This window comes from Aeromicrobium sp. SP1 (assembly GCF_055663785.1).
In genome coordinates this window covers 760,551-785,756 of record NZ_JBQVVK010000001.1, presented here as the reverse complement: position 1 = coordinate 785,756, position 25,206 = coordinate 760,551, and the positions used below count along the sequence as shown (strand labels likewise).

Annotated in this window: 23 protein-coding genes; 17 read left to right on the top strand and 6 right to left on the bottom strand. The window is 70.4% G+C overall.

Going from position 1 to position 25,206, the window contains the following annotated elements; genetic code table 11:
* The first annotated feature begins 2 nt into the window (after nt 1-2).
* Nucleotides 3-473 (top strand): SRPBCC family protein, encoded by a 471-nt coding sequence (locus ACT26F_RS03800; RefSeq protein ID WP_471669161.1) that lies wholly within the window; start codon nt 3-5, stop codon nt 471-473.
* Between the two features lie 3 nt (nt 474-476).
* On the opposite strand, the gene ACT26F_RS03795 is transcribed toward ACT26F_RS03800, so the two are convergent.
* A complete protein-coding gene (locus ACT26F_RS03795; protein WP_471669160.1) occupies nt 477-1,523 on the bottom strand; it encodes a zinc-dependent dehydrogenase in 1,047 nt (348 codons plus the stop codon).
* A gap of 167 nt (nt 1,524-1,690) precedes the next feature.
* On the opposite strand from ACT26F_RS03795, the gene ACT26F_RS03790 reads away from it, so the two are divergent.
* The 5 genes from ACT26F_RS03790 to tgt all read left to right on the top strand — a co-directional run bounded on the left by ACT26F_RS03790 (nt 1,691) and on the right by tgt (nt 6,990).
* Nucleotides 1,691-3,649 (top strand): PTS mannitol transporter subunit IICBA, encoded by a 1,959-nt coding sequence (locus ACT26F_RS03790; RefSeq protein ID WP_471669159.1) that lies wholly within the window; start codon nt 1,691-1,693, stop codon nt 3,647-3,649.
* Between the two features lie 105 nt (nt 3,650-3,754).
* Entirely contained in the window at nt 3,755-4,420 is a 666-nt protein-coding gene (locus tag ACT26F_RS03785; RefSeq protein WP_471669158.1) for a hypothetical protein, read from the top strand.
* A 41-nt stretch (nt 4,421-4,461) separates the two neighbouring features.
* Entirely contained in the window at nt 4,462-5,268 is an 807-nt protein-coding gene (locus ACT26F_RS03780) for a class I SAM-dependent methyltransferase (protein WP_471669157.1), read from the top strand.
* 61 nt (nt 5,269-5,329) lie between these two features.
* Nucleotides 5,330-5,734, top strand: a complete 405-nt coding sequence (locus ACT26F_RS03775; RefSeq protein ID WP_471669156.1) for a tetratricopeptide repeat protein — start codon at nt 5,330-5,332, stop codon at nt 5,732-5,734.
* 44 nt (nt 5,735-5,778) lie between these two features.
* Entirely contained in the window at nt 5,779-6,990 is a 1,212-nt protein-coding gene (gene tgt / locus ACT26F_RS03770; RefSeq protein WP_471669155.1) for a tRNA guanosine(34) transglycosylase Tgt, read from the top strand.
* On the opposite strand, the gene ACT26F_RS03765 is transcribed toward tgt, so the two are convergent.
* On the bottom strand, nt 6,957-7,697 hold the full coding sequence (locus tag ACT26F_RS03765) for a queuosine precursor transporter (protein ID WP_471669154.1): 741 nt from the start codon (nt 7,695-7,697) through the stop codon (nt 6,957-6,959). The genes tgt and ACT26F_RS03765 overlap by 34 nt on opposite strands.
* A 51-nt stretch (nt 7,698-7,748) precedes the next feature.
* Between ACT26F_RS03765 and ACT26F_RS03760 the strand changes: the two genes are divergently transcribed.
* From ACT26F_RS03760 to cspE, 5 genes are all read left to right on the top strand, one after another.
* Nucleotides 7,749-8,990, top strand: coding sequence for a geranylgeranyl reductase family protein (locus ACT26F_RS03760; RefSeq protein WP_471669153.1), 1,242 nt, complete (start codon nt 7,749-7,751; stop codon nt 8,988-8,990).
* Nucleotides 8,991-9,024: 34 nt separating this feature from the next.
* Complete coding sequence (locus ACT26F_RS03755) at nt 9,025-9,822, top strand: exodeoxyribonuclease III (protein ID WP_471669151.1); 798 nt, start codon at nt 9,025-9,027, stop codon at nt 9,820-9,822.
* Between the two features lie 47 nt (nt 9,823-9,869).
* On the top strand, nt 9,870-10,295 hold the full coding sequence (locus ACT26F_RS03750) for a MarR family winged helix-turn-helix transcriptional regulator (RefSeq protein ID WP_471669150.1): 426 nt from the start codon (nt 9,870-9,872) through the stop codon (nt 10,293-10,295).
* The gene (locus ACT26F_RS03745; RefSeq protein WP_471669149.1) at nt 10,282-11,583 is read left to right on the top strand and encodes an MFS transporter; all 1,302 of its coding nucleotides are present in this window, start codon (nt 10,282-10,284) and stop codon (nt 11,581-11,583) included. Before ACT26F_RS03750 ends, ACT26F_RS03745 begins: the two co-directional genes overlap by 14 nt.
* A 371-nt stretch (nt 11,584-11,954) precedes the next feature.
* Nucleotides 11,955-12,158 carry a transcription antiterminator/RNA stability regulator CspE gene (gene cspE / locus ACT26F_RS03740; RefSeq protein WP_471669148.1) on the top strand — a complete coding sequence of 68 codons (204 nt, stop codon included), beginning with the start codon at nt 11,955-11,957 and terminating at the stop codon, nt 12,156-12,158.
* Nucleotides 12,159-12,434: 276 nt separating this feature from the next.
* Here cspE and ACT26F_RS03735 read toward each other — a convergent pair whose 3' ends face one another.
* Entirely contained in the window at nt 12,435-13,556 is a 1,122-nt protein-coding gene (locus ACT26F_RS03735) for a PQQ-dependent sugar dehydrogenase (RefSeq protein ID WP_471669147.1), read from the bottom strand.
* 106 nt (nt 13,557-13,662) lie between these two features.
* Here ACT26F_RS03735 and ACT26F_RS03730 point away from each other — a divergent pair, with 106 nt between their 5' ends.
* Both ACT26F_RS03730 and ACT26F_RS03725 read left to right on the top strand, forming a co-directional pair.
* Nucleotides 13,663-14,058, top strand: coding sequence for a thioredoxin family protein (locus ACT26F_RS03730; protein ID WP_471669146.1), 396 nt, complete (start codon nt 13,663-13,665; stop codon nt 14,056-14,058).
* A 49-nt stretch (nt 14,059-14,107) separates the two neighbouring features.
* Nucleotides 14,108-15,610 carry an acetyl-CoA hydrolase/transferase family protein gene (locus ACT26F_RS03725; RefSeq protein WP_471669145.1) on the top strand — a complete coding sequence of 501 codons (1,503 nt, stop codon included), beginning with the start codon at nt 14,108-14,110 and terminating at the stop codon, nt 15,608-15,610.
* Between the two features lie 13 nt (nt 15,611-15,623).
* On the opposite strand, the gene ACT26F_RS03720 is transcribed toward ACT26F_RS03725, so the two are convergent.
* Nucleotides 15,624-16,466 (bottom strand): dioxygenase family protein, encoded by an 843-nt coding sequence (locus ACT26F_RS03720; RefSeq protein ID WP_471669144.1) that lies wholly within the window; start codon nt 16,464-16,466, stop codon nt 15,624-15,626.
* Nucleotides 16,467-16,540: 74 nt separating this feature from the next.
* Between ACT26F_RS03720 and ACT26F_RS03715 the strand changes: the two genes are divergently transcribed.
* On the top strand, nt 16,541-19,126 hold the full coding sequence (locus ACT26F_RS03715; RefSeq protein ID WP_471669143.1) for a DEAD/DEAH box helicase: 2,586 nt from the start codon (nt 16,541-16,543) through the stop codon (nt 19,124-19,126).
* Nucleotides 19,127-19,262: 136 nt separating this feature from the next.
* Here the strand turns inward: ACT26F_RS03715 and ACT26F_RS03710 are convergent, their stop codons facing one another.
* Both ACT26F_RS03710 and ACT26F_RS03705 read right to left on the bottom strand, forming a co-directional pair.
* Nucleotides 19,263-20,549, bottom strand: coding sequence for a 5-methylcytosine restriction system specificity protein McrC (locus tag ACT26F_RS03710; RefSeq protein ID WP_471669142.1), 1,287 nt, complete (start codon nt 20,547-20,549; stop codon nt 19,263-19,265).
* On the bottom strand, nt 20,549-22,213 hold the full coding sequence (locus tag ACT26F_RS03705) for an AAA family ATPase (protein ID WP_471669141.1): 1,665 nt from the start codon (nt 22,211-22,213) through the stop codon (nt 20,549-20,551). Before ACT26F_RS03705 ends, ACT26F_RS03710 begins: the two co-directional genes overlap by 1 nt.
* 288 nt (nt 22,214-22,501) lie before the next feature.
* On the opposite strand from ACT26F_RS03705, the gene ACT26F_RS03700 reads away from it, so the two are divergent.
* From ACT26F_RS03700 to ACT26F_RS03690, 3 genes are all read left to right on the top strand, one after another.
* Nucleotides 22,502-23,008, top strand: coding sequence for a hypothetical protein (locus tag ACT26F_RS03700; protein WP_471669140.1), 507 nt, complete (start codon nt 22,502-22,504; stop codon nt 23,006-23,008).
* A 176-nt stretch (nt 23,009-23,184) separates the two neighbouring features.
* Nucleotides 23,185-23,547, top strand: coding sequence for a DUF485 domain-containing protein (locus tag ACT26F_RS03695; protein ID WP_471669139.1), 363 nt, complete (start codon nt 23,185-23,187; stop codon nt 23,545-23,547).
* Nucleotides 23,544-25,151, top strand: coding sequence for a solute symporter family protein (locus ACT26F_RS03690; protein WP_471669138.1), 1,608 nt, complete (start codon nt 23,544-23,546; stop codon nt 25,149-25,151). The genes ACT26F_RS03695 and ACT26F_RS03690 overlap by 4 nt, the downstream gene beginning before the upstream one ends.
* Nucleotides 25,152-25,206 lie beyond the last annotated feature (55 nt).

Sequence of the window (25,206 nt, the reverse complement as noted above, 5' to 3'; positions counted from 1 at the left end):
CCATGAGCACGACCGTCACGATGTCCCAGGGCAGGACGATCCCCGTCGCGCCCGAGAACGCCTTCGCGCGCACGCTCGAGCTGCCGCTGCCCGAGCTCTTCCGCCGCCGCTACGGCCCGATTCCGGCGATCCGCCAGACCGAGGGCGGCATCCCGTGGAACACTCCGGGCCAGCGCCGCCGGATCGTCCTCGCCGACGGCGGGACGATGCAGGAGTCCCTGCTGACCGTCGAGCCGCCGCACCGGTTCACCTACGTGCTGACGGACCTGACCGGCCCGCTCTCGCCCCTGGTCTCACGGATCGAGGGCACGTGGGCCTTCGAACCGGCCGGGACGGGCGTGCGGGTGACGTGGACGTGGGTCGCGCACCCCAAGGCGTCGTGGGCCCGGCCCCTGCTGGTCGTCTTCGCGACGATCTGGGGCCGGTACGCCACCCGCGCACTGGAGGACCTGTCCGAGGCCCTGCTGCGCTGACCCTCAGGGCTCGACGGTCACCTTGATCGCCTCGCCCTGCTCGACGACGCGGAACGCCTCGAGCACGTCGGCGAGCGCGATGTGCTTCGTGATGAGGTCCTTGACGGGCACCTGACCGGACGAGATGTACTCGAGCGCCTGGCGATTGTGCGCCGGCGACGAGCCGTTCGCGCCGTGCAGGTGCAGCTGGCGGTAGTGCACGAGGTTCGAGTCGCACGTGATCGTCGGGTTCGTCTTCGGCAGTCCACCGAAGAACGAGACGCGACCGTTGCGCGCTGCCATCGCGATCGCCTGCTCCTGCGCGACGTTGGCCGCGGTGGCCGTGATGATGACGTCGGCACCCCGGCCGCCGGTCAGCTCGAGAACCTTCTCGACGACGTCGACCTCGGCACCGTTGATCGTGCCGTCGGGCTGCACCGCGTCGGCGGACATCTTCAGCCGCTCGGCGTTGACGTCGACGAGGTAGATCGGCCCGCAGTTCCACACGCCGCGTGCGATGCGGATGTGCATGCAGCCGATCGGGCCGGCACCGAACACCACGACCGTGTCACCCGGCTCGATGCCGAGCAGTCGCTGGGCGTTGATCGCGCAGGCCAGCGGCTCGGCGGCTGAGGCCTCGTCGAAACCGACGTTCTCGGGGATGCGGTTCATGCCGTCGACCTTGAGTACCTGCCGCGGCACGATCATGTACTCGGCGAACCCGCCGTCGTACTGGTAGCCGACGGACGTCTGGTTCTGACAGACCTCCATCCAGCCCTTGTCGCACTCGTAGCAGTCGCCGCATGGGACCGCGGCGATCACCTGGACGCGATCGCCGACGCTCCAGTCCCCCGCCACGTCCGCGCCGATCTCGACGATCTCGCCGGCCACCTCGTGGCCCGTGATCCGCGGTGGGGTCAGGTTCTGGTGACCGTTGTGGAGGATCTTGACGTCGGTGCCGCACGTGGAGCAGTTGCGGACGCGGATCTTGACCTCGTCGGGCCCGCAATCGGGCTCCGGGACGTCCTCGACGCGCACGTCCTCCGGCGCGTAGAAGCGCAGTGCCAACATGTGTTCCTCCTCGAGTCGCGTGATGGATTTCACCGTAGCCGAGATCTAGGTCACATTCCACATACTCGGGCATTGCCACTGTGAGATTGCTTGGCAACATGCCCGTTCGTGTTGTTTACTGGTCAAGGGATGTGATGCTCATCACACGAGCCTTCGGAGGTACACACATGTCAGCGACGACGACCACCCAGTCCGTCGGGACCCGCGTGCGGGTACAGAAGTTCGGCACGTTCCTGTCGAACATGGTGATGCCGAACATCGGCGCCTTCATCGCGTGGGGCCTCATCACGGCCCTGTTCATCGAGACCGGCTGGGTCACGCTCGTCGGCGACTGGCTGGGCTACACCGGCAAGTACCCCTTCGCCGAGCAGATCGGCGGCTGGGGCGCCCACGACGGCGGCGGCATCGTCGGCCCGATGATCACCTACCTGCTGCCGCTGCTGATCGGCTACACCGGCGGATCCATGGTCTACGGCGTCCGCGGCGGCGTCGTCGGCTCGATCGCCACGATGGGCGTCATCGTCGGCAGCGAGGTCCCGATGTTCCTCGGCGCCATGATCATGGGCCCCCTCGGCGGCGCCTCCATGAAGCGCATCGACGCCCTGTGGGAGGGCAAGATCAAACCCGGCTTCGAGATGCTCGTCGACAACTTCGCCGCCGGCATCTGGGGCGGCCTGCTCGCAGGCGTCGGCCTGTTCGCCGTCGGTCCGATCGTGGACAAGTTCAGCGACATCGCCGAGCAGGGCGTGGACTACCTCGTCTCGCACAACCTGCTGCCCCTCACCTCGATCTTCATCGAGCCGGCGAAGGTGCTGTTCCTCAATAACGCGATCAACCACGGCATCCTGACCCCACTGGGCACCGCCGAGGCCGCCGAGCAGGGCCAGTCGATCCTGTTCCTGCTCGAGGCGAACCCCGGTCCCGGCCTGGGCCTGCTGCTGGCTTTCTCCTTCTTCGGCACCGGCATGGCCAAGGCGTCGGCGCCCGGCGCGGCCCTGATCCAGTTCGTCGGCGGCATCCACGAGGTCTACTTCCCCTACGTGCTGATGAAGCCGCAGACGGTGCTGGCCGTGATCCTCGGCGGCATGACGGGTGTCACGATCAACGTCCTGCTCGACGGTGGCCTGCGTGCCCCGGCGGCGCCGGGCTCGATCATCTCGGTGTGGGCGCAGTCGCCGCCCAGCGCCCTCGTCCCGGTGACGCTGTCGGTCATCGGCGCCGCGGGCGTGACCTTCCTGGTCGCCTCGTTCCTGCTCAAGATCGACCGCAGCAAGGACGCCGGTGACCTGTCGAAGGCCACCGAGGACATGGTGGCGATGAAGGGCAAGGCGTCCGTCGCGTCGACGCTGACCCCCGACTTCGACCAGAAGATCAACGACATCGTGTTCGCGTGCGACGCCGGCATGGGCTCGTCCGCGATGGGCGCCTCCCTCCTTCGTCGCAAGCTCAAGGAGGCCGGCGTCACGGACGTCAAGGTCGTCAACAAGGCGATCGCGAACCTCGACGACTCCGCCGACCTGGTCGTGACCCATCGCGACCTCACGGAGCGGGCGAAGCTCAAGGCGCCCGGCGCCCAGCACGTGTCGGTCGAGAACTTCATGGACGGCTCGCAGTACGACGCGATCGCCGCGACCCTCGCCGGCGGTGCCGCCGACGTGGGGACCGGCCCGGTCGAGGACGAGCCGGCGATGGAGGAGGGCGTGCTCACGACCGACTGCATCACCCTCGCCGGCACGGCCACGGGCGCCGACTCGGCCATCGACGAGGCCGGCGCCCTGCTGGTCTCCGCGGGGGCGATCGACGAGGCGTACGTCGCGTCGATGCACGAACGCGAGCAGTCCGTGTCGACGCACATGGGCAACGGACTGTCGATCCCCCACGGCACGAACGACGGCAAGACCGCCGTGCGCCGGACCGCGTTGTCGCTCGTGCGCTACCCCGAGCCGATCGACTGGAACGGCAATCCCACGGAGTTCGTCGTGGCGATCGCCGCGAAGGGCGACGAGCACCTCGGCGTGATCGCCCAGATCGCGCGCGTGTTCAGCGACTCCAGCCAGGTCGACCGGCTGCGCGCGGCGACGACGGAACAGGAGGTGCTGGACGTCCTGTCGGGCGTCTCGGTCTGACCCCCTCTCCCCCCGGTCCTCGGCGGCGTCATCCCACTGGTGGCGCCGTCGAGCCCGTCCTCGGGACGGACGGTGCCCGATCGGGCCTTCGTTAGGCTCGACGCCATGTCCCGCAAAGGTCCCATCTCCGGCCTCTCCTGGCTGCAGCTCGTCGGCGGCGCCCTGGCCGCGATGACGTCTGCCTGGGTGGCCTCGTACCTCGGCGTGGCGGGCACGATCATCGGCGCGGCGATCGGCAGCCTGGTGGCCTCGATCGCCTCCGCGATCTACATCAACGGACTCGACCGGGGCACCACCTTCATCACCGAGAGCGGCACGGTCGTGACCCGGGCGAAGGCCAAGGAGGAGCAGTCGTCCGACTCCGACGACAGCGAGCTGCTGGTCACCGAGGAGGAGTCGGTGATCAGCGTCGAGGACTCCGAGCGCCGGTTCTCGTGGCCGCGCGTGCTCACGTGGGCCGGCATCGCCCTGGGCACGTCGCTGCTGCTGATCGGCGGGTACGAGCTGATCACGGGAACGTCGTTCGGCAACCCGGACAACCCGTCGATCGGCAGCTCGATCGGCGAGGACGACCCGTCGACCGAGCCGACCGACGACCCCACGTCGGACGCGACGACCGCACCGACGAGCACCCCGACCGACGGGGCGACGACCCCGCCCCCGGCGACGGAGCCGGAGCCGACGACCGCGCCCACCACCGCCCCGACCTCCGAGCCGTCGCCGAGCGTCCAGACCGAGGCGACCCCCGGGGCCGGGGAGGCAGCGCCGTAACACTGGAGGCGTGGCGACGAGCCGCGAGCGAGGAGGTTCCCATGGATCGGATCGAGCACCGGATCGAGCTCGACGCGCTGCGGATGAACCCCGACTACTCCGGAGAGGTGCTGGACGCCGACGAGATCGCACGGGGCGCCCACCGCCGGTACGTGGGCGGTGCGTGGCGCACCCACGGGCTGCGCCAGCTCGACTTCATGGTGGAGCACGGGCTGCTGCCGCAGCACCGCCTGCTCGACGTCGGCTGCGGGGCGTTCCGGGCCGGCCGGCACTTCATCGACCACCTCGAGCCCGGGAACTACTACGGCATCGACGCGAACCACTCCGTCATGCAGGCCGGCTGGGACGTCGAGCTCACCGACGAGCAGCGCGCGCGCCAGCCCATCGAGAACCTGCGGGCGAACGACCGGTTCGATGCCGACTTCGGTGTCCTGTTCGACTTCGCGATCGCCAACTCGGTCTTCACGCACGTGTCGCTGAACCACATCCGGCTGTGCCTGTACCGCCTCGACCGGGTCATGGCACCGGGCGGCTCCTTCTATGCGACCTTCTTCGAGCGGAAGCCGAGCGTGCCGCTCGACGCGGCGCGGCTGACCCGTGACGGCAAGGGCTTCTTCGGCGAGCGAAACGTCTACTGGTACTACCGGTCGGACATGCGCTGGGCGGCCCAGTGGGGCGCCTGGCGGTACGAGTACATCGGCGGCTGGGGTCACCCGGTCGGCCAGAAGATGGTCCGCTTCGTCAAGCTGACGGCCGAGGAGATCGCCAAGCGTGATGCCGAGCGGCACCGCCGCGAGAACCCGGGCCCCGCACGTCGACTGGCCCGCCGGGTGAGGCGCCTCCTGTGACCGCCGTGGCGCGGGAACAACGGTGCCCCGTTCGCGGTTGAGGCAGCCGAAGGAGTCCACCATGACCATCTGGATGAAGCCCACGCTGACCGACGAGAAGATCACCGCGATGGACCCGTTCGAGGCGTTCCGCTACGCCGAGGAGCTGTTCGAGTCCCGCTTCCCGCGCGAGGCCGCGCGCGTCCTGGCCCCCGTCGCCGAGGCCGAGCCGCGCAACGCCGCCGTGTGGGAGCTGCTCGGCCGCGCCCACTTCGCGGCCGCCCACCTCGGCCCGGCCGAGGAGGCGTTCCGCACGCTCGTCACCCTCGAGCCGACGAGCGCGTGGGCGCAGACCGCCCTCGGCCTGGCCCTCGACCGGCAGAGCCGTCACCGCGAGGGTGCCGTCCACCACCGGCTCGCCGCCGCGATGGGGTCGTCCGAGCGCGACGCGACCCGCGTCGACCTGGTCGATCGCCGCGTCGGCTGAGGCGCGCCGCGGTCGAACGCGGCCCCGTCTGTTTGGATGGGGCCGTGTTCACCGTCGGCCGCACCCTCGACCACGCCCCGGGACGCTCGGGCACGATCACGACCCCGCACGGCGAGATCCGCACGCCCGCGTTCATCCCCGTCGGGACGAAGGCCACCGTGAAGGCCGTCCTGCCGGAGTCGATCGCGCAGGTCGGCGCGCAGGCGGTGCTGGCGAACGCCTACCACCTGTACCTGCAGCCCGGCGCTGACATCGTCGACGAGGCAGGCGGCCTCGGCGCGTTCATGAACTGGCCCGGTCCGACGTTCACCGACTCCGGCGGCTTCCAGGTGCTGAGCCTGGGCGCGGGATTCCAGAAGACGCTGGCGATGGACGCGGTCGGCGTGCAGGCCGACGACGTGATCGCCCCCGGCAAGGACCGGCTCGCCCACGTCGACGACGACGGCGTGACGTTCAAGAGCCACCTCGACGGCGCGAAGCACCGGTTCACGCCCGAGGTCTCGATGCGGATCCAGCACCAGCTCGGAGCCGACATCATCTTCGCGTTCGACGAGCTGACCACCCTGATGAACTCGCGGGACTACCAGCAGGAGTCCCTCGCGCGGACGCAGGCCTGGGCCGAGCGCTGCCTCGTCGAGCACGAGCGGCTCACCGTCGAGCGGGCCGGGCACCCGCGTCAGGCGCTGTTCGGTGTCGTGCAGGGCGCCCAGCACGAGGACCTGCGCCGCAAGGCCGCCCGTGGGCTGGCCGCGCTGCCGTTCGACGGCTTCGGCGTCGGTGGCGCGATCGAGAAGGAGAACCTCGGCACGATCTGCCGATGGGTCACCGACGAGCTGCCGGACGAGAAGCCGCGCCACCTGCTGGGGATCGGCGAGCCGGAGGACCTGTTCGAGGGCGTCGAGGCCGGCTGCGACACCTTCGACTGCGTCACCCCCACCCGGGTCGCGCGGTCGTCGCGGGTCTACACCGCGACGGGTCGGTACAACCTGCTGGTCGCCGCGTCGCGACGGGACTTCGGCCCGATCGAGGAGGGCTGCGACTGCTACACGTGCACCCACTACACGAAGGCGTACCTGCACCACCTGTTCAAGGCGAACGAGATGAACTCGGCCACGCTGTGCTCGATCCACAACGAGCGATTCTTCGTGCGCCTCGTCGACTCGATGCGCGCGGCGATCGGGGCCGGAGAGTTCGCCGAGCTCAAGACCGAGTGGCTGGGCCGCTACCTGACCGGCTCGACCGGGTCCTCCCAGTAGGACGGCTCGCGGCGCTTGAGCCAGCCGATGACCCGGACCGTGACCGGCATGACGAGCAGCTCGACGGCGACCTTGAACAGGACGCCGACGACGAAGTAGTTGAGGAACACCCCGACCGACGTGATCCCGATCGCGGAGGCCGCGATCGCGCAGAAGATGAACGTGTCGGCCAGCTCGCCGACGCCCGTCGAGCCGACGAGGCGGGCCACGAGGCGGTGCTCGGCGGTGCGCTCCTTCATCCGCACGAGCACCCACGCGTTGAGGAACTGGCCCGTGACGTAGCCGGCGAGGCTGGCCGCGACGATCTGCGCGACCGGGCCGACGACCGCGGAGAACGCCTCCTGGTTCTCGTAGAACGACGCACCCGGGATGCGGTCGACGACGGCGAACGTCACGGTCGCCAGCAGCGCCGCCGCGAAGCCGACGACGATCGCGCGGCGCGCGGCCGCGAACCCGTAGACCTCCGAGATCACGTCACCGAGCACGTACGCCAGCGGGAACAGCACCGCGCCGCCGTCGAACACGAGCGGCCAGAGCTGGATCGGACCGACCGTCACCGCGCCGGAGCCCAGTTCGATCGGCTTCGTCGCGGCGATGTTCGAGACGACGATCACGACGCAGAACAGGGCCAGCAGGACGTCGAAGTGGCTCGATCCGCGGGAGGCGAACCGGACGATCCCCCGGTCGGGAGCTGGCGCGGACGACATGCGGGCCATCCTCCCACGCGGCCCGTCAGGGCTCGATGGGAGAATCGACACATGAGCCTGCCCACCGCCACCGACGTCCTCGTCGTCGGCGCCGGTCCCGCGGGCTCGGCGACTGCGGCCTGGACCGCGCGGCTCGGCCTCGACACGGTCCTGCTCGACGCCGCGACGTTCCCCCGCGACAAGACGTGCGGCGACGGACTCACCCCGCGCGCGATCGCCGAGCTCGACCGCCTCGACCTCGGCGACTGGGTGCGCTCGCACACCGTCAACCGCGGCCTGCGCGCCTCCGGGTTCGGCCAGGAGCTGCTGCTGCCGTGGCCCGGCGGTTCGCTGCCCGACCACGGCTCGGCCGTCCCGCGCACCGAGCTCGACGCCCGCATCCGCGACACCGCGCTGGCCGCCGGGGCGATCGGGGTCGAGGGGGCTCGGGCGGTCGACGTCGAGCGCGCACCGGACGGCTCCGTCACCGGCGTCGTCGTCCAGACCTCGTCAGGCCGTCACACGATCGGTTGCCGGCGCCTCGTCGTCGCCGACGGCGTGCGGTCCCCGCTCGGCCGGATGCTCGGCCGCGAGTGGCACCGCGAGACCGCGTACGGAGTCGCCGGTCGCAGCTACGTGAAGTCCGGTCGTGGCGACGACCCGTGGATCTCCTCGCACCTCGAGCTGCGCGGCGAGGACGGCGAGCTGCTGCCCGGCTACGGGTGGATCTTCCCGCTCGGCGCGGGCGAGGTGAACCTCGGCGTCGGCGCCCTGGCCACCGCGAAGCGTCCGGCGAAGGTGCAGATCCGTCCGCTCATGGAGTACTACGCCAGCCTGCGGCGTGAGGACTGGGACCTGGCCGGCGACCTGCGGATGCCCACCTCGGCACTGCTGCCGATGGGCGGCGCCGTGTCCGGCGTCGCCGGACCGAACTGGATCCTGGTCGGCGATGCCGCGGGCTGCGTCAACCCGCTCAACGGCGAGGGCATCGACTACGGCCTCGAGACCGGCCGCCTGGGCGCGGAACTGCTCCTGCTGGGCGACTCCCCCGCCGAGGCGTGGCCCGCCCTGCTGACGGCCCACTACGGCACGGCGTTCTCGATCGCCCGCCGGCTCGCCGGCCTGCTGACCGTGCCGCACCTGCTGCCCACCGCGGGCCCCGTCGGCATGCGCTCCCACCGGCTCATGACGTTCGCGCTGCGCGTCATGGGCAACCTCGTGACGGACGAGGACCACGACCTCACCGCGCGGATCTGGCGCTGGGCGGGCCGCCGCTCCATCCGGCTCGACGAGCGTCCCCCGTTCTCCGGCTGAGGTCCTGTCGGGCACGCCCGGTAGCCTCCTGAGCGTGCTGAGGATCTCGACCGTCAACGTCAATGGCATCCGCGCCGCCTGGCGCAAGGGGATGCGCGAGTGGCTCGAGGCGCGCGACGCCGACATCGTCACGCTGCAGGAGGTCCGCGCACCCGATGCGGTCGTGCACGAGCTGCTGGAGGGCTCGGGCTACCACGTCGTGCACACCGAGGCCGCCGCGAAGGGCCGCTCCGGCGTCGCCGTGATCAGCCGGCTCGAGCCCGTCTCGCACCGGGTCGGCAACGGCGACGCGTTCTTCGACGACACCGGCCGCTGGATCGAGTCCGACCTCGCCCTGCCGGACGGCTCGCTGCTCACGGTCGTCAGCGTCTACGTGCACTCCGGCGAGGCCGGCACCCCGCGCCAGGAGGAGAAGTTCCGCTTCCTCGACCAGATGTCCAAGCGGATGGCCGAGCTGAGCGCGATGTCCGGCCATGCGCTCGTCACCGGCGACCTCAACGTCGGCCACACCGAGCTCGACATCCGCAACTGGAAGGGCAACCTCAAGAAGGCCGGCTTCCTGCCCGAGGAGCGCGCCTACTTCGACCGGTTCTTCGGCGAGCTGGGCTGGGTCGACGTGCACCGCGCGCTCGCCGGCGACGTCGAGGGTCCGTACACGTGGTGGTCCATGCGCGGCCAGGCCTTCGACAACGACACCGGCTGGCGCATCGACTACCAGCTCGCCACCGCCGACCTGGCCGCCGCGGCGCGCACCGCCACGGTCGACCGCGCCGCCAGCTGGGGCGAGCGCTGGTCCGACCACGCACCCCTGACCGTCGACTACGAGGTCTGACACCCCGCCCACCCAGACATTGCATAACCCCGTGATATAACGGGGTTATGCAATCGACGCACCTCGACGCCGCGACGACGCTGCGCGAGTTCACCACCACCCTCATCCGGCAGATGCCGCGGCTGGCGACCAGTCGCGCCGCCGCCGGCACGCTCAGCGTCCTGTACCGCGAGGGCGCACAGCGCATCACCGCGCTCGCCGACCGCGAGGCCGTGTCCCAGCCGGCGATGACCAACCTCGTCCAACGGCTCGAGGCCCAGGGCCTCGTCTCCCGCGACGTCGACCCGCAGGACGCGCGCGCCACCGCGATCACGATCACCGACGCCGGTGTCGAGGTCCTGCTCGAACGTCAGCGCGTCCAGGAGGCGGCCGTCCGCGCGACGCTCGACCGCCTCTCCCCCGCCGACCGCGCCGCGATCGACGCCGCCCTGCCCGCCCTCACCCACTTCACGGAGCTCCATGAGTCACGCTGACACCGCCGTCAAGGCGAACCTGTTCCACCAGCCCAAGGCCGTCTACGCGGTCGCCTTCGCGTGCGTCATCTCCTTCATGGGGATCGGCCTGGTCGACCCGATCCTTCCGGCGCTCAGCTCGCAGCTCGACGCCACGCCGAGCCAGGTCACGCTGCTGTTCACCAGCTACCTCGTCGTGACCGCCGTGATGATGCTCGTCACGAACTGGGTCTCCAGCCGGATCGGCGCGAAGCGCACCCTCATCATCGGACTGGTCATCATCGTGGTCTTCGCGGCACTCGCCGGCTCCGCGTCCAGCATCGGCGGCATCATCGCCTTCCGCGCCGGCTGGGGCCTGGGCAACGCCCTGTTCATCGCCACGAGCCTCGCGGCGATCGTGTCCAGCGCCCGCGGCGGGTTCGCCGGCGCGATCATCCTCTACGAGGCCGCGCTCGGTCTGGGCATCGCGGCCGGCCCGCTGCTGGGCGGCTTCCTGGGCGACATCAGCTGGCGCGGACCGTTCTACGGTGTCGCCGCCCTGATGGCGATCGCGCTCGTCGCCACGGCGATCCTGCTGCCTGCCACGCCCAAGCCCGAGCACGCCACGTCGCTCAGTGCCCCGCTGAAGGCGCTGCGCCACCGCGGCCTGCTGCTGATGAGCATCACGGCGCTGCTCTACAACTGGTCCTTCTTCACGATGCTCGGCTACGCCCCGTTCCCGATGGGGCTCGAGGCCATGCAGCTGGGCTGGGTGTTCTTCGGCTGGGGGCTGCTCGTCGCGATCTTCTCGGTGATCGCCGCCCCGCGCTTGCAGGCCCGCTTCGGCACGGCGCCGTCGCTCTACGGGGCGCTGTTCGGCTTCGCCGTCGTGCTCGCGTTCATCGCGGCGTTCCCGACGGACCAGACCGTGCTCATCGTCGCCGTGATCGTCTCGGGCATCTTCATCGGCATCAACAACACGCTCACGACGCAGGCCGTCATGGTCATCTCGCCCGTCGAGCGGCCCGTCGCCTCCGCCGCGTACGGCTTCGTCCGGTTCATCGGTGGCGGGCTCGCCCCGTTCGCGGCCGGCAAGCTCGTCGAGCACTACAACCTGCACGTGCCGTTCACGATCGCGACCCTCACGGCGCTCGCGGCGATCGGCGTCCTCACGCTGAACCATCGCGCCCTCGGGCTCGCCGATGCCGGGATGGACGAGGACGGCCACGCGCTCCTCGCGCAGGACGACGTGGCCGGCGAGGTCGCCGACGAGTTCGGCGGTGCACCCGGTGCGCTGGACGAGGTGCGCGTCGCCAGCTCTCGGGACTGAGCAGACGGCCGGCGGACACGGAAACGGGGGACGCGCCGTCCCCCCGGATGCACGCCCCCCGCTCCGTCGACCGGCGCGAGCCGGTCGACGTCCACTTCACACGAGAGTGGTTCTTCCTGACTATAGCGACGTAGTCCGATCGTCGCGGAACGACACGGTCCGGTTCACCAGATGTTTACGCCGAGTCGCGTGTCAGAGGTTCACACGGGCCCAGTCTTGTGTCGTAGGGTGGGATTCAGTTGCACGACGTTGGACAGCAAAAGGGCAGTTCCCGTTCGGGGTGGTTCCTCTCGCGGTTGGATGTGCGTCGCGACCGCCGGGCGTGACGGTCTCGTCCCGGCTCTCGCCAGTTGGAATCTAGAGGAGTAACCATGGCCACCGGAACAGTCAAGTGGTTCAACGCCGACAAGGGCTTCGGCTTCATCGCCCCTGACGACGGCAGCGAGGACGTCTTCGCGCACTACACCGCGATCCAGTCCTCGGGCTACCGCTCGCTGAACGAGAACCAGAAGGTCGAGTTCGACATCGAGCAGGGTCAGAAGGGCCTCCAGGCCGCGAACATCCGGCCCCTCTGAGGCTGACCGTTCAGGCAGAACGCCAAGAACCCCACCACCGAGAGGTGGTGGGGTTCTTGCTGTCAGTGCCGGGAGGGAGCCGGACTCACAGAGGCGGTTGACACCGCCGGCACGCCCCTCCGAAGCGGATATGGGAGCGTGACCCCGGGAGATGACTTCCTCCAACGACGTGGGGCGAACCCGGCCGAGGCGCTGCATTCCTCGTGACGTCGTGGATCTGGTCGATCCCCCGCCTTGAAGGATAGCCGAACATGGCCCGAAGGGACCAGAGATTTCTCAGTCGAAGATCGCTATGCGCAGAAGTCGGTCGTCCTGCGCCGTCGGCTGACCCCGTCCATCGGTGTTCGAGGTGCCGACCCACAGGGCCCCGTCGGGCGCGACGGCCACCGAGCGCAGGCGGCCGAATTCGCCGACGAGGAAGTCCCGGGGCTCCCCCGCCGACGTGCCGTCCAGGGGCACCTGCCACAGCCGTTCGCCGCGCAGCGCCGCGACGAACGCCCGGTCGCCGCTGATGGCCAGACCGGCGGGTGAGGCCTCGTCGGTGGACCACGTCGCCTTGGGCTGCACGAGGCCCTGCGCGTCGGAGCGTCCCTCGGCCAGCGGCCAGCCGTAGTTGCCGCCGCGCCGGATCAGGTTGAGCTCGTCCGTCGACTGGTCGCCGAACTCGCTGGCCCACAACCGTCCCGCCGCGTCCCAGGCGAGCCCCTCGACGTTGCGGTGGCCGTACGACCAGACCTCGCTGTCGAACGGGTTCCCGGCGACCGGCCTGCCGTCGGTGTCGATGCGCAGGATCTTGCCGTTCAGCGAGGAGCGGTCCTGGGCCAGATCGCTCTGCGCCGCGTCACCGACCGCCACGAACAGGTGACCTCGCTCGTCGAACGTCAGGGCCCCGCCCTGGTGGTTGTAGGCCTTCGCCAGGCCCGTCAGGATCGGCTCGGCACGCCCGAGCCGCTCGCCGTCGAAGGCGATCCGCACGACCCGGTTGTCGCCCGGGCCGGTCAGGTAGACGAACACGGCGGACTCGTCGGAGGAGACGGCCAGCCCCTGCAAGCCGCCCTCACCACCGGGAGCGACGCCGGGCACCTCGCCGACCGGCGTCACGGTGCCGTCGGCCGCGACGCGGACGATGGAGGCGTCGTCACGCTGGGTGACCAGGGCCGTGCCGTCGGCGAGGAAGACGATCGCCCACGGCACGTTGAGGCCGGTGGCGATCGTGCCGGTGACGGTGGGGTCGATCGCCCGCGCCGCGACCGTCGGCGCGGTCGACGACGGGGTCGACGACGACGGGCTCACGGGCGTCGAGGCGCTCGGCTCAGGCGCATCCGGGTCACCACGGCACCCGGCGAGCCAGGCGGCGCCCAGCGCCGTCCCGCCCACGATCAGGCCCCTGCGGTCCATGGGTCGATGATGCCCCAGTGGCAGGAATGGCACAGTGGATTGCAACGTTGACACCGACGTACCGGCGCGGACCGAACCTCGCGCCGCCTCGACTCGAAGGACCGACATGACCACGATCAACCTGACCGCCGACACGTTCCAGGACACCGTCACCTCCGACGGCATCACCCTGGTGGACTGGTGGGCCGGCTGGTGCGGCCCGTGCATGCAGTTCGCCCCGGTCTACGAGGCGGCGAGCGACAAGCACACGGACGTCACGTTCACGAAGATCGACACCGAGGCCGAGCAGGCGCTCTCCGCCGCCGTCCAGATCACCTCGATCCCGACCCTCATGGCGTTCCGCGACGGCGTGCTCGTCTACGCCCAGCCCGGTGCCCTGCCCGCCGCCGCGCTCGACCAGATCATCGAGGCCGTCAAGGGTCTGGACATGGACGAGGTGCGCCAGCAGATCGCCGAGCAGGAGGCCGAGGAGCCGGAGGTTCCGGAGGAACTGCGCGACTGAGCCCTGCCGGCGCGTGACGCTGACCCCCTCGATCCACCAAGATCGATCCATGACACGCGTGAGCCCGGAACTGGCCGACCGCATCATGACGGCCGAGGAGGCCGCCGAGTTCATTCGACCCGGTGACAACGTGGGGATGAGCGGCTTCACGGGCGCCGGCTACCCGAAGGCGCTGCCGGCGGCGCTCGCCGCGCGCGTCCGGGCCGCCCACGACCGCGGCGACGACTTCCGGATCGGGCTGTGGACGGGAGCCTCGACGGCGCCCCAGGCCGACGGCGTGCTCGCGGAGGCGCACGCGATCTCGACCCGGCTGCCCTACAACTCCGACCCGACGCTGCGCCGGGAGATCAACTCCGGCGAGGTCGACTACATCGACGCGCACCTGAGCCACTCCGCGCAGCAGATGTGGTTCGGCTTCTACGGTCCGCTCGACGTCGCGGTGGTGGAGGTGACGGCGGCCCTGTCCGACGGCCTGCTCGTGCCCGGCAGCTCGGTCGGCAACAACAAGACGTGGCTCGACCAGGCCGACAAGGTCATCCTCGAGGTGAACCACTGGCAGCCGCGCGAGCTGGAGGGCTTCCACGACATCTACTACGGCACGGCGCTGCCGCCGCACCGTCGCCCGCTCGTCATGACCGACCCGATGGAGCGCATCGGCGAGCCGTACCTGAAGGTGGATCCGAAGAAGATCGTCGCCATCGTCGAGACCCGCGAGCCGGACTCCGGCGCCGCCTTCTCGGCCCCCGACGAGGTGTCGCGCGCGATCGCCGGGCACGTGCTGGACTTCCTGCGCGGCGAGGTCGGAGCCGGCCGGATGCCACCCGAGCTCCTGCCCCTGCAGTCGGGCGTCGGCAACGTCGCGAACGCCGTGATGCAGGGCCTCGACGGCAGCGACTTCACGGACCTCGTCGCCTACACGGAGGTGCTGCAGGACGGCATGCTCGACCTGCTCGACTCCGGCACGCTGCGGGCGGCGTCGACCGCGTCCTTCGGGCTGTCCGCCGACGGCATGACCCGGTTCCACGAGGGCATCAACGGCTACAAGGGACGGATCCTGCTGCGCAGCGAGGAGATCTCCAACCATCCCGAGCTGATCCGGCGGCTCGGGATCATCGCGATGAACGGGATGATCGAGGCCGACCTGTACGGCAACGTGAACTCCACGCACGTCATGGGCAGCGCGATCATGAACGGGATCGGCGGCAGCGGCGACTTCGCCCGCAACGCCTTCCTGAACTTCTTCCTCACCCCGTCGACGGCCAAGGGCGGGGCGATCTCGACGATCGTGCCGATGGTCAGCCATGTCGACCACACCGAGCACGACGTGCACGTCATCGTCACCGAGCACGGGCTGGCCGACCTGCGAGGGCTCTCCCCCACGGACCGCGCGCAGCGCATCATCGCGCACTGCGCCCATCCGGACTTCCGGTACCCGCTGCTGGACTACGTCGAGCGCGCGAAGGCGGCCCGGCCGACGGCCCGGCACACCCCGCACCTGCTCGACGAGGCGCTGTCGTGGCACCAGCGGTTCCTCGACACCGGTCACATGTGAGCGTCCCTGCGGGTCACGCGGCGGTGATGAAGGACCGCATGCCGACCGAGCCCATGTCGATCTCGGTGTTGAAGAAGCCGATCTGCTCGTCGGCCTCCAGCAGGCTCAGCGCGGCGACCATCGGCCGGTAGTGGTCGTCGGTCGGCACCGCGATCCTGGCGGCCGACCACGAGCCGTACGGGTCGACGAGTCGTGCGACGTCGCCCGCGGCGAGGGCCTGCGCGGTCTGGGTGTCGAACTCGACGGCCCAGTCCCACGCCGGTCCGCCGCCCCAGCGGACACGGTTCAGGGCGTGGACGATGTTGCCGCTGCCGATGAAGACGACGCCGCGACGGCGCAGGTCGCGCAGGCGCGAGAACAGGTCGTACAGGCGCGGCAGCGGCATCGCGTAGTCGATGCTGATCTGCAGGACCGGCACCTGGGGTGCGGGCGCGAGATGCGTGAGGACGCTCCACGTGCCGTGGTCCAGTCCCCACTGCTGGTCGAGCCGCGCCTCGTACTCGACGAGGTGCTCGGCCAGGATCCGGGCGACGCGGTCGTCGCCGCGCGTCGGGTACTCGACCCGGTAGAGCTCGTCGGGGAAGCCGCCGAAGTCGTAGATGATCGGATTGCGGGGTGCGTCGGTGATGTGCGTGCCGCCCGGCGTCAGCCAGTGCGCACTGATCACGACGATCGCCTGCGCCGCCGGCAGACCCGCGCCGACCCGCTCCCACTCGCGCGTGAACGCGTTGTCGCTGATCGCGTTCATCGGGTTGCCGTGACCCACGAAGAGCACGGGCATCCGCGGGCTCGGCACGAGCCGGTTCGCCAGGTCGGACAGCGAGTGCGTCGGGACGGTCTCGGGTCGGAGATTCATCACAGCTCCTGTTAGTTGATGATTCAACTATACCACGCGAACCGCCACTTGAAGGGGTGCGCGACAATGGAGGGATGGCTACCCCGACCGAGTTGCAGATCGCGCTGCGACACCCGGTCCGGTTCGTCGCCGATGCCGACGACGCGGCGTCCTCGCGCTTCGTCTTCGACACGCCCAGCGGCCCCTTGGAGGCCACCGCCAGCGAGGCGATCGGCCCCCTCAGCGGCGGCATCCGTGCCCTGTCCGCCGACCCGTCCGTCCGCGCGTGGGCCACCCCGGCGATCCTCGCCCTGCGCCTCATGGCGACCGGCGCGCTCGCCTCCCCCGACTCGTCCGACCTGCAGCAGCTGCTCGACGCCGGCCGCGCGATCGGCCCCACCGCGGCCGAGGGACAGGCAGCCGTGCGCGCGTTCCTCGCCGCGCTCGTGGTGGACGCCCCCACGGTCGCCACGACGCCGCAGCGACGTCGCCAGCCCGAGCAGCCGCGACCCACAATCGAACGACCGACGAGCTTCGCCTACCGGCTCGACGTCACGCTGACCGACGACCCCGACGAGGTCGCCGAACTCGAGCTGTTCGTCCGGCCGCAGGCGCTGAACCGCGCGGCGGTCTCCGCCACGACCGTGCTGGTGCGCGACGACCACCACCTCGGACCCGCGGCCCGACCCGCGACCGCCGCGATGCTCGAGCGCCTCGCCGTCAGCTGGCCGCCGGCCGCGCGTCTGGCCGTCGACGGACGCACGAAGGTCGGGGCCGAGGAGCTCGGCTCGCTGGGCCAGGGCCGGCCGCTCGTGTCCGCGCTCGCGAACCGCGTCGAGATCATGTGGCCCGAGGGCCTGCGCCACGACGTGCGCGCCACGGGCGTCGTGCGCCGGATCGACCGCGCGCACGAGGAGTTCGAGCAGCGCCGGACCCACGATCGCCCGCGGGCCTTCTCCCCCGACCAGTTGTTCCGCTTCGACTGGAGCATCTCGATCGGGGGCGAGCGACTGAGCCGCGCCGAGGTCGACGCCCTCGCGTCGTCGCAGTCGGGCATGCTGCTGCTGCGCGACCGGTGGGTCATGGTCGACCGCCAGCAGGTCGACCGCGTGCTCGAGGGCCACGGCCGGACGCTCGACCCGGCCACCGCACTGCGCGCCGCCGTCACGGGCAGCCTCGAGATCGACGGCGTCGAGACGGAGGTCGACACGGTCGGCTGGCTCGAGGACGTCCGGCGCCGCCTGGCCGAGCAGGACGTCGACATCGCGCCGGCGATCCAGCCCGAGGCCCTCGACGGCCAGCTGCGCGAGTACCAGCTGCGCGGGCTGCGCTGGATGAGCCAGCTCGTCGACCTCGGGCTCGGCGGGATCCTGGCCGACGACATGGGCCTGGGCAAGACGCTCATGCTGATCGCGCTGCACCTGCACCTCGAGCCGGACGAGGCGACCCTCGTCGTGTGTCCCGCATCCGTCCTCGCGACGTGGGAGCGCGAGATCGCGCGCTTCGCCCCCGGCGTGCCCGTGCACCGGTTCCACGGCCCGCGCCGCACGCTGGCCGACGCGAAGTCCGGATTCGTCGTCACGACCTACGCCACGATGCGCTCCAGCGTCGAGGAGCTGCGTCGCCACCACTGGGGCCTCGTGGTCGCCGACGAGGCCCAGCACGTCAAGAACCCCGGCAGCGGCGCGGCGCAGGCCCTGCGGCGGATCGAGTCCGACGCCCGGATGGCGCTGACCGGCACGCCCGTCGAGAACCATCTCGGCGAGCTGTGGGCACTGCTGGACTGGACGACGCCCGGCCTGCTGGGCACGCGCGAGCAGTTCCGCCGCGAGTGGTCCCGCCAGATCGAGCGCGACCACGACGCCGAGCGGGCCGCCGAGCTGTCGCAGCTGATCCGGCCGTTCGTGCTGCGCCGACGCAAGTCCGACCCGGGCATCGCGCCCGAGCTGCCGCCCAAGATCGAGACCGACCACCGCGTCCCGCTGACCCGTGAGCAGGTCGGGCTGTACGAGGCGGTCGTCCAGCGCACGATGGCCGAGATCGAGGACTCCTCCGGCATCCGGCGGCGCGGCCTCGTCGTCAAGCTGCTCACCCAGCTCAAGCAGATCTGCAACCACCCGGCGCAGTTCCTGCACGAGCCGCAGGCGCGCCTGACCGGCCGCTCGGGCAAGCTCGAGGCCTTCGACGCCCTGATCGAGGAGATCGTCGACGAGGGCGGAGCCGCGCTCGTGTTCACGCAGTACGCCCAGATGGGACGACTGCTGGCCCGCCGCCTGCAGGAGCGACGCGTCCGCCACGACTTCCTGCACGGCGGCACACCGGTCGCGCGACGCGAGCAGATGGTGACCGCCTTCCAGGGCGGCGAGACCGACGTGTTCGTGCTGTCCCTCAAGGCCGCGGGCACGGGCCTGAACCTGACCCGCGCGGACCACGTCATCCACTACGACCGCTGGTGGAACCCGGCCGTCGAGGACCAGGCCACCGACCGCGCGCACCGGATCGGGCAGACCAAGCACGTGCAGGTGCACCGGCTCGTCGCCGAGGGCACGATCGAGGAGTCGATCGCCGAGCTGATCAGCGCCAAGCGCGCGCTGGCCGACGCCGTCGTCAACGCCGGCGAGCAGGCGCTGACCGAGCTCACGGACGCCGAGCTGGCGTCGCTCGTGCGGCTCCGCCGCTAGGTGGTCTCGATACGCCGCTCGCTGCGCTCGCGAGCTACTCGACCACCGAGAATCCCGCAGGCAGCTCGACCGCCGAGCATCCCGGTGATCGAGTAGCAGGCGAGCGCAGCGAGACGCGTATCGAGATCCGCGTGCGTCAGGCGATGCCGCCGAGTCGGCGCGAGCCGATCGGGCGACGGTGCGCGATCGTCAGGACCGCACCGAGGTCGAGCTCGAACTCCTTGACGACGCGCGCCATCCCGCCCATCTCGCCCAGCCCGGACGGATCGACCGTCAGCGCATGGAGCATCGAGGGGCCGCCGGGCTCGCGCACCCGCCACTGCGTGCCCGGGCGCAGACCCAGGCTCGCGGGGAAGACCAGCGCGATGTCGGAGGCGCCCAGGGTGCGGCCGGCGCTCACGAGCGCCACGGTGAGCTCGTCGACGAGGTCCTCGGAGTACTCCCGGGACGTGACGTTGACGGCCACCATCTCGGCGTCGGACTGGATGATCGTGTCGACCGCCGGACCCGAACCCGCCCGAGCGACGTCACCGAGACGTCGGGTCGCGCCGCCACGGTAGGCCGTGAACCCGGACTCGCGGGCGGCACGCTCGGCGATCAGCTGGACGAAGTCGCCGAACATCGCGTCGGTGTTCCACAGGAACGCGCGGCCGGGGGCGCCGGGACGGCTGCTCGAGCCGTTCTGCGGACCGAGCGCGAGGAGGCGTGCCACGTCGAGGGCGTCGTGCAGGAAGCCGAACTGCGGGGTCAGCTGCATGCCGTCGAGGATGGCCGGCGGCGGCAGCTCGCTCGCGGCCTCCGGGAACAGCTCGGTGTAGTGCCGCAGCTCGGACTGGAGCCACGGCTGCTGGACGGCTCCCGCGAGCTCACCGCACGCCCACTTCAGCGTGCTCGTGATCGGTCCGTCGGGGACGAACTCGGAGAACCGGCAGTCGACCGTGTGCGGGTCGACGACGCGCTTCCACATCTTCTGGGCGTCGAGCTGGCCGCGGATCGACGGCAGCACGGCCGAGCGCTCGACGTAGGTGCGCGGCACGCCCTCGGACGATGCCCGCGCCATCGCGCTGCCGAGAATCATGCCGAGCAGGTCCGGCAGGCCCGCGTGACGCGAGCCGCGGTCGACGACGGGCACCCACTCGAGCCGGTGGATCGTGGTCAGCATCGTCAGCATCGAGACGCGCCAGCCCGGATCGTGCCGCAGGTAGTGCGGCATGATCTCGATCGTCGAGTCGCCCAGGGCGATGAAGCCCGCGACGTGACGCACCTGGATCGTGCCGTGGACCTCGTCGATGACGAACGGCTCCTCGTCGAGGCCGAGGCGGCTGGCCAGCTCGGACGAGCGCAGGCGCAGCTCGGCCAGATCGGCCGGCGTGCCCGCGAACGGCTGGGCGGGGCCGCCCTCGAGGAGGGTCGTGTCGGCCATCATCCGCGTACCAGGAAGTCGAGCGCGATGGCGGTGTCCGCGTGCGACCGACCCATCAGCGGGTCGACCACGAGGGCACGGCCCGTGAGGGTGCGCGTGCGGAAGGGGTAGGTCTCCGGGGCATTGCGCGAGTTCACGCGCAGCAGGTCGGCCAACTGGTCCGGACGCGCCCCGAAGCGGTCACGGATCTGGGGCCAGATGTCATGATCCCACACGCGCTGGACGTCCTCCCATGTCGAAACCTTCCAGAAGTAGAGGTGACCGAGCTCGTAGTCCTGACCGAGTCGCTCGGTGATCTGGTCGTTGAGGTAGGCCAGCAACGCGACGGCCGCGGCCTGCGGGGTCCACTGCTCGGCGTCGACCTCCGGGGCCAGCGCGACCTCGAGGTCGACACCGAGGTGCTCGGCCAGGAAGCCCAGGTCCGCGTAGGCGTCGATGCGCTCGAAGCGCCGGCCGATCGCGGAGTCGAGGGGGGCGACGGCCCGGTCGACCGAGTTCATCGTCGCGAGGATGAACACGTCGTGCGGGAAGTACCAGGGCGCCGGCAGCATGTGCGAGTCGCCTGACAGCATCCAGATCGGCTCGGTGACCGGGTCACCGGTGGGGCTGCGCTGGACCTTCGGCAGGTTGACCGGAATGGCCGAGCGGTCGTCGCCGTCGGGACCACGCCGGTACGAGGTGTCCATGTAGGTCATGAAGTCGCCGAGGATCTTCGGGACGTTGCCGCGGTTGATCTCGTCGATCACGAGCAGGCCCGAGCCCTTGCCCTGCCGGTCCACGCGGATCGCGAGGTCGAGCAGGCGACCGGCGAACGGGGCCAGCCGGATGCCCTCGCCCGTGGGGCGCAGGCCGACGATGAAGTCCTCGTAGCCGTAGTCCTGGTGGAAGGTGACCCAGTCGGTGATGACCGGCGACGGGATCGGCGAGGACTCGAACCCCGACGTGAAGGGACGCTCGGGCAGGTAGGCGTCGAGCTCGATCGACTCGCCGCCGCTCCAGGCCTGGTCGAGGACCTGGCGGACCTGCGCGACGGCGTGCGTCTTGCCGGTCGCGGGCGGGCCGTAGACCAGGACGGTCTTGCGGTCGCGGTACGCCTCGAGGATCTTGCGCGCGAGCGGGGTCAGCGTCTGGACCGAGCCGCTGCCGACCGTGATCACGCCCGATCCGGAGCCCTTGAACAGCGGATCGCACGACTGCGGCCAGTTGTGGGGCCGCGACGCACCGGTCGTGATTCCCGCGTAGTACTGGCCCGAGTCGGTGCGGGCGACGTACACGTGCAGTCCGCCGATCTCGGCCAGCACCTGCTTGGCGTCCTCGATCGAGGTCGGGACGCGCAGGTCGGGCCAGCCGTACTTCGGCATCCAGGCGGGGTGGCGCTCGTGGCGCTCGTCGTTGCGGTTCTGGGCGGTCAACTCGTACACGCCGTGGCGGCGGTGGGCCTTGAAGACGATGGCCGCCGAGACCTCGGGGTCGCCGATGACGCGCGCGACGATCCGGATGTCCTGCCAGTCGTCGGTCGTGCGCGAGATGCCGAAGAACTCGAGCAGCTCGGGGACCTGCCGGATCTCCAGCGGGGTGCGGCCGCGCAGGCCACGAACGGACTTCTCCATCGTGAAGTAGTCCTCGGCACCGATCTCGTGCCACCAGATGCGGTCGACCTTCATCGCCTGCTCCCTCCGATTGCCGCGCAACTCCTGCGCGGCGGCCTCAAGGGTTCCATGCGTCGCATCGGTTGCGGAAGTGACGGATGGGACCAATCTTTCTAGTCCCAGTGTCGCTTCCACGTCGTACTCCTCGCTCAGTTTCCGCAGTTCCGAACCGGGTGGCTCGTTGTCCGTGAGACGAGGGGCGGTCGGTCACATGACGCAACTTTTCTCACATTTATTTCAGGAGACCCACCAGCCCCTGATTTCACAGGACGAATTCGTGGGACCACGTCGTACGATGCGGCGATGGGTCCGAACTGGTGGCGGCGCTCCCCCGCCCCGATCCCCCTCGCGGCACCGCGCCTCGACGGAACGACGTGGCCGGCCGCCGCGCCGGGGGCCCGATCGGGGTTCGGCGCCTCGACCGTGCACCGGCTGGCCCTGGACGCGGCCTTCACGCCGCCCGCGCGGGAGATCGCGGACGTCGTGACCGCGCGCCTCGTGCCCCTGCTGGAGTTCGACGCGCGTACGCAGGACCTGCCCCATCTCGTCGACCTGCTGCGCAGCGCCGCCCGGGTCGGGGCCGGGATCGGTCTGGTCGAGGCGCGCGATGCGTCGCTGCCGGCGGACGTCGTCGGTCGAGATGCGGCCGGAGCACTGGGCGAGGCCGAGCGCGACCTGCCACCCCTGCCCGCCCCGCTCGCCGGACTGGCCCGGTACGTGATGCACGCGGGCCATCACCTCGCTCGCCACGGCACCGACGCCGTCGAGGACCTCGTGGCCGACCTGACGAGCACCGGTCCCGCGAACTGATCGGCGTGCCGTCCGACCCTGTCGGAGGTCACGTCCTCGACCGCTCGTCGCAGGATCCGCACGTTCGTCGCAGGCGGTGCACCGCCGCCATGCGCCCTCGTCGGCAGGGCCCTAGCGTCCGATGTGACGTCGATCACGCCGCGCGTCGAGTCCTCACCCACCGACCGGAGGTTGCCGTGAGCAATCCGCTCAACACCGATCCCGCCCTGCCACCGCCGACCGAACGCGAGGCCGCGTACCTGTCGGTGCTGGCCTCCCCCGAGTTCCAGGAGCTGCGCACCAAGCACCGCAACTGGGTCATCCCCGCCACGGCCGCAGGCCTGGCGTTCTACTTCCTGTACGTCCTGATGTCGATCTTCGCGGTCGACTTCATGAGCCAGAAGGTCTTCGGCAACATCAACGTCGGGCTGATCTTCGGGCTGCTGCAGTTCGTCGCCACCTTCGCCGTGACGATGGCGTACGTCCGGTTCGCCAACCGCGAGCTCGACCCGCGCTCGGCGAAGATCCGTGAAGAGATGGAAGCCGAGGGCCTCGTATGACCGCCACCGCACTGGCTGCGGCCACCACCGAGCAGGTCGGCAACACCGGCCTCAACATCGCGATCTTCTGCGGCTTCGTCGCACTGACGCTGTTCTTCGTCATCCGCGCGAGCCGCACGAATAAGACGACCGCCGACATGTACACGGCCGGCTCCGCGTTCTCGGGCCGGCAGAACGGCTTCGCGATCTCCGGCGACTACCTGTCGGCCGCGTCGTTCCTGGGCATCGCGGGCGCGATCGCGCTCACGGGCTACGACGGATTCCTGTACAGCGTCGGCTTCCTCGTCGCCTGGGTCGTCGCCCTGCTGCTGGTCGCCGAGCTGCTGCGCAACACGGGCCGGTTCACGATGGCGGACGTGCTGAGCTTCCGGATGCGCGAACGGCCCGTCCGGACCGCCGCGGCGATCTCGACGCTCGTGGTGTCGTTCTTCTACCTGCTGGCCCAGATGGCCGGTGCCGGCGGCCTGGTCGCCCTGCTGCTCAACGTCAACGACAAGACCGGGCAGAGCATCGTCATCGCCGGCGTCGGCGCGCTCATGATCGTGTACGTCCTCGTGGGCGGCATGAAGGGCACGACGTACGTCCAGATCATCAAGGCGATCCTGCTGATCGGTGCCGCGCTGCTGATGACGGTGTGGGTGCTGGCCCAGTACGGCTTCAACTTCTCCGACCTGCTCGGCGACGGCGCCGCGGCCGGTGCGGCGCTCGAGCCGGGGGCGAAGTACGGCCTCAACGGGACCACGAAGGTCGACTTCATCTCGCTCGGCCTGGCCCTCGTGCTGGGCACGGCCGGCCTGCCGCACATCCTGATGCGCTTCTACACCGTTCCGACGGCCAAGGAGGCCCGTAAGTCGGTCGTCTGGGCCATCTGGCTGATTGGTCTGTTCTACCTGTTCACGCTGACCCTGGGCTACGGCGCCGCGGCGCTCGTCGGTCCCGAGAAGATCGCGGCGGCACCCGGCGCCGCCAACTCGGCGGCTCCGCTGCTCGCGTTCGAGCTCGGCGGCACGCTGCTGCTGGGCATCGTCTCGGCGGTCGCGTTCGCGACGATCCTTGCGGTCGTGGCGGGGCTGACGATCACGGCGTCGGCATCGTTCGCGCACGACATCTACACGAACGTCATCCATCGCGGGAACTCCCCGGACGGCCAGGAGGTGAAGGTCGCGCGCATCGCGGCGATCGTCATCGGCATCGTCGCGATCCTCGGCGGCATCGCGGCCAACGGCCAGAACATCGCGTTCCTCGTGGCGCTGGCGTTCGCGGTCGCGGCCTCGGCCAACCTGCCGACGATCCTGTTCTCGCTGTTCTGGAAGCGGTTCAACACCCGCGGCAGCCTGTGGAGCATCTACGGCGGACTCATCATCACGGTCGGCCTGATCTTCTTCAGCCCCGCGGTGTCGGGCGCCGAGACGGCGATGTTCCCCGACCAGGACTGGTCGTGGTTCCCGCTGCAGAACCCGGGCCTGGTCTCGATCCCGCTGTCGTTCCTGCTCGGCATCGTCGGCACGCTCTCGAGCAAGGAGCACCTCGAGTACAAGGCCGCCGAGATGGAGGTCCGCGCGATCACCGGCGCGGGCGCGGAGGGCAAGGCGATCAGTCACTGATCGCGGTGCCATGACACGACGATGGGGCGGACCCGAGAGACCGCCCCATCGTCGT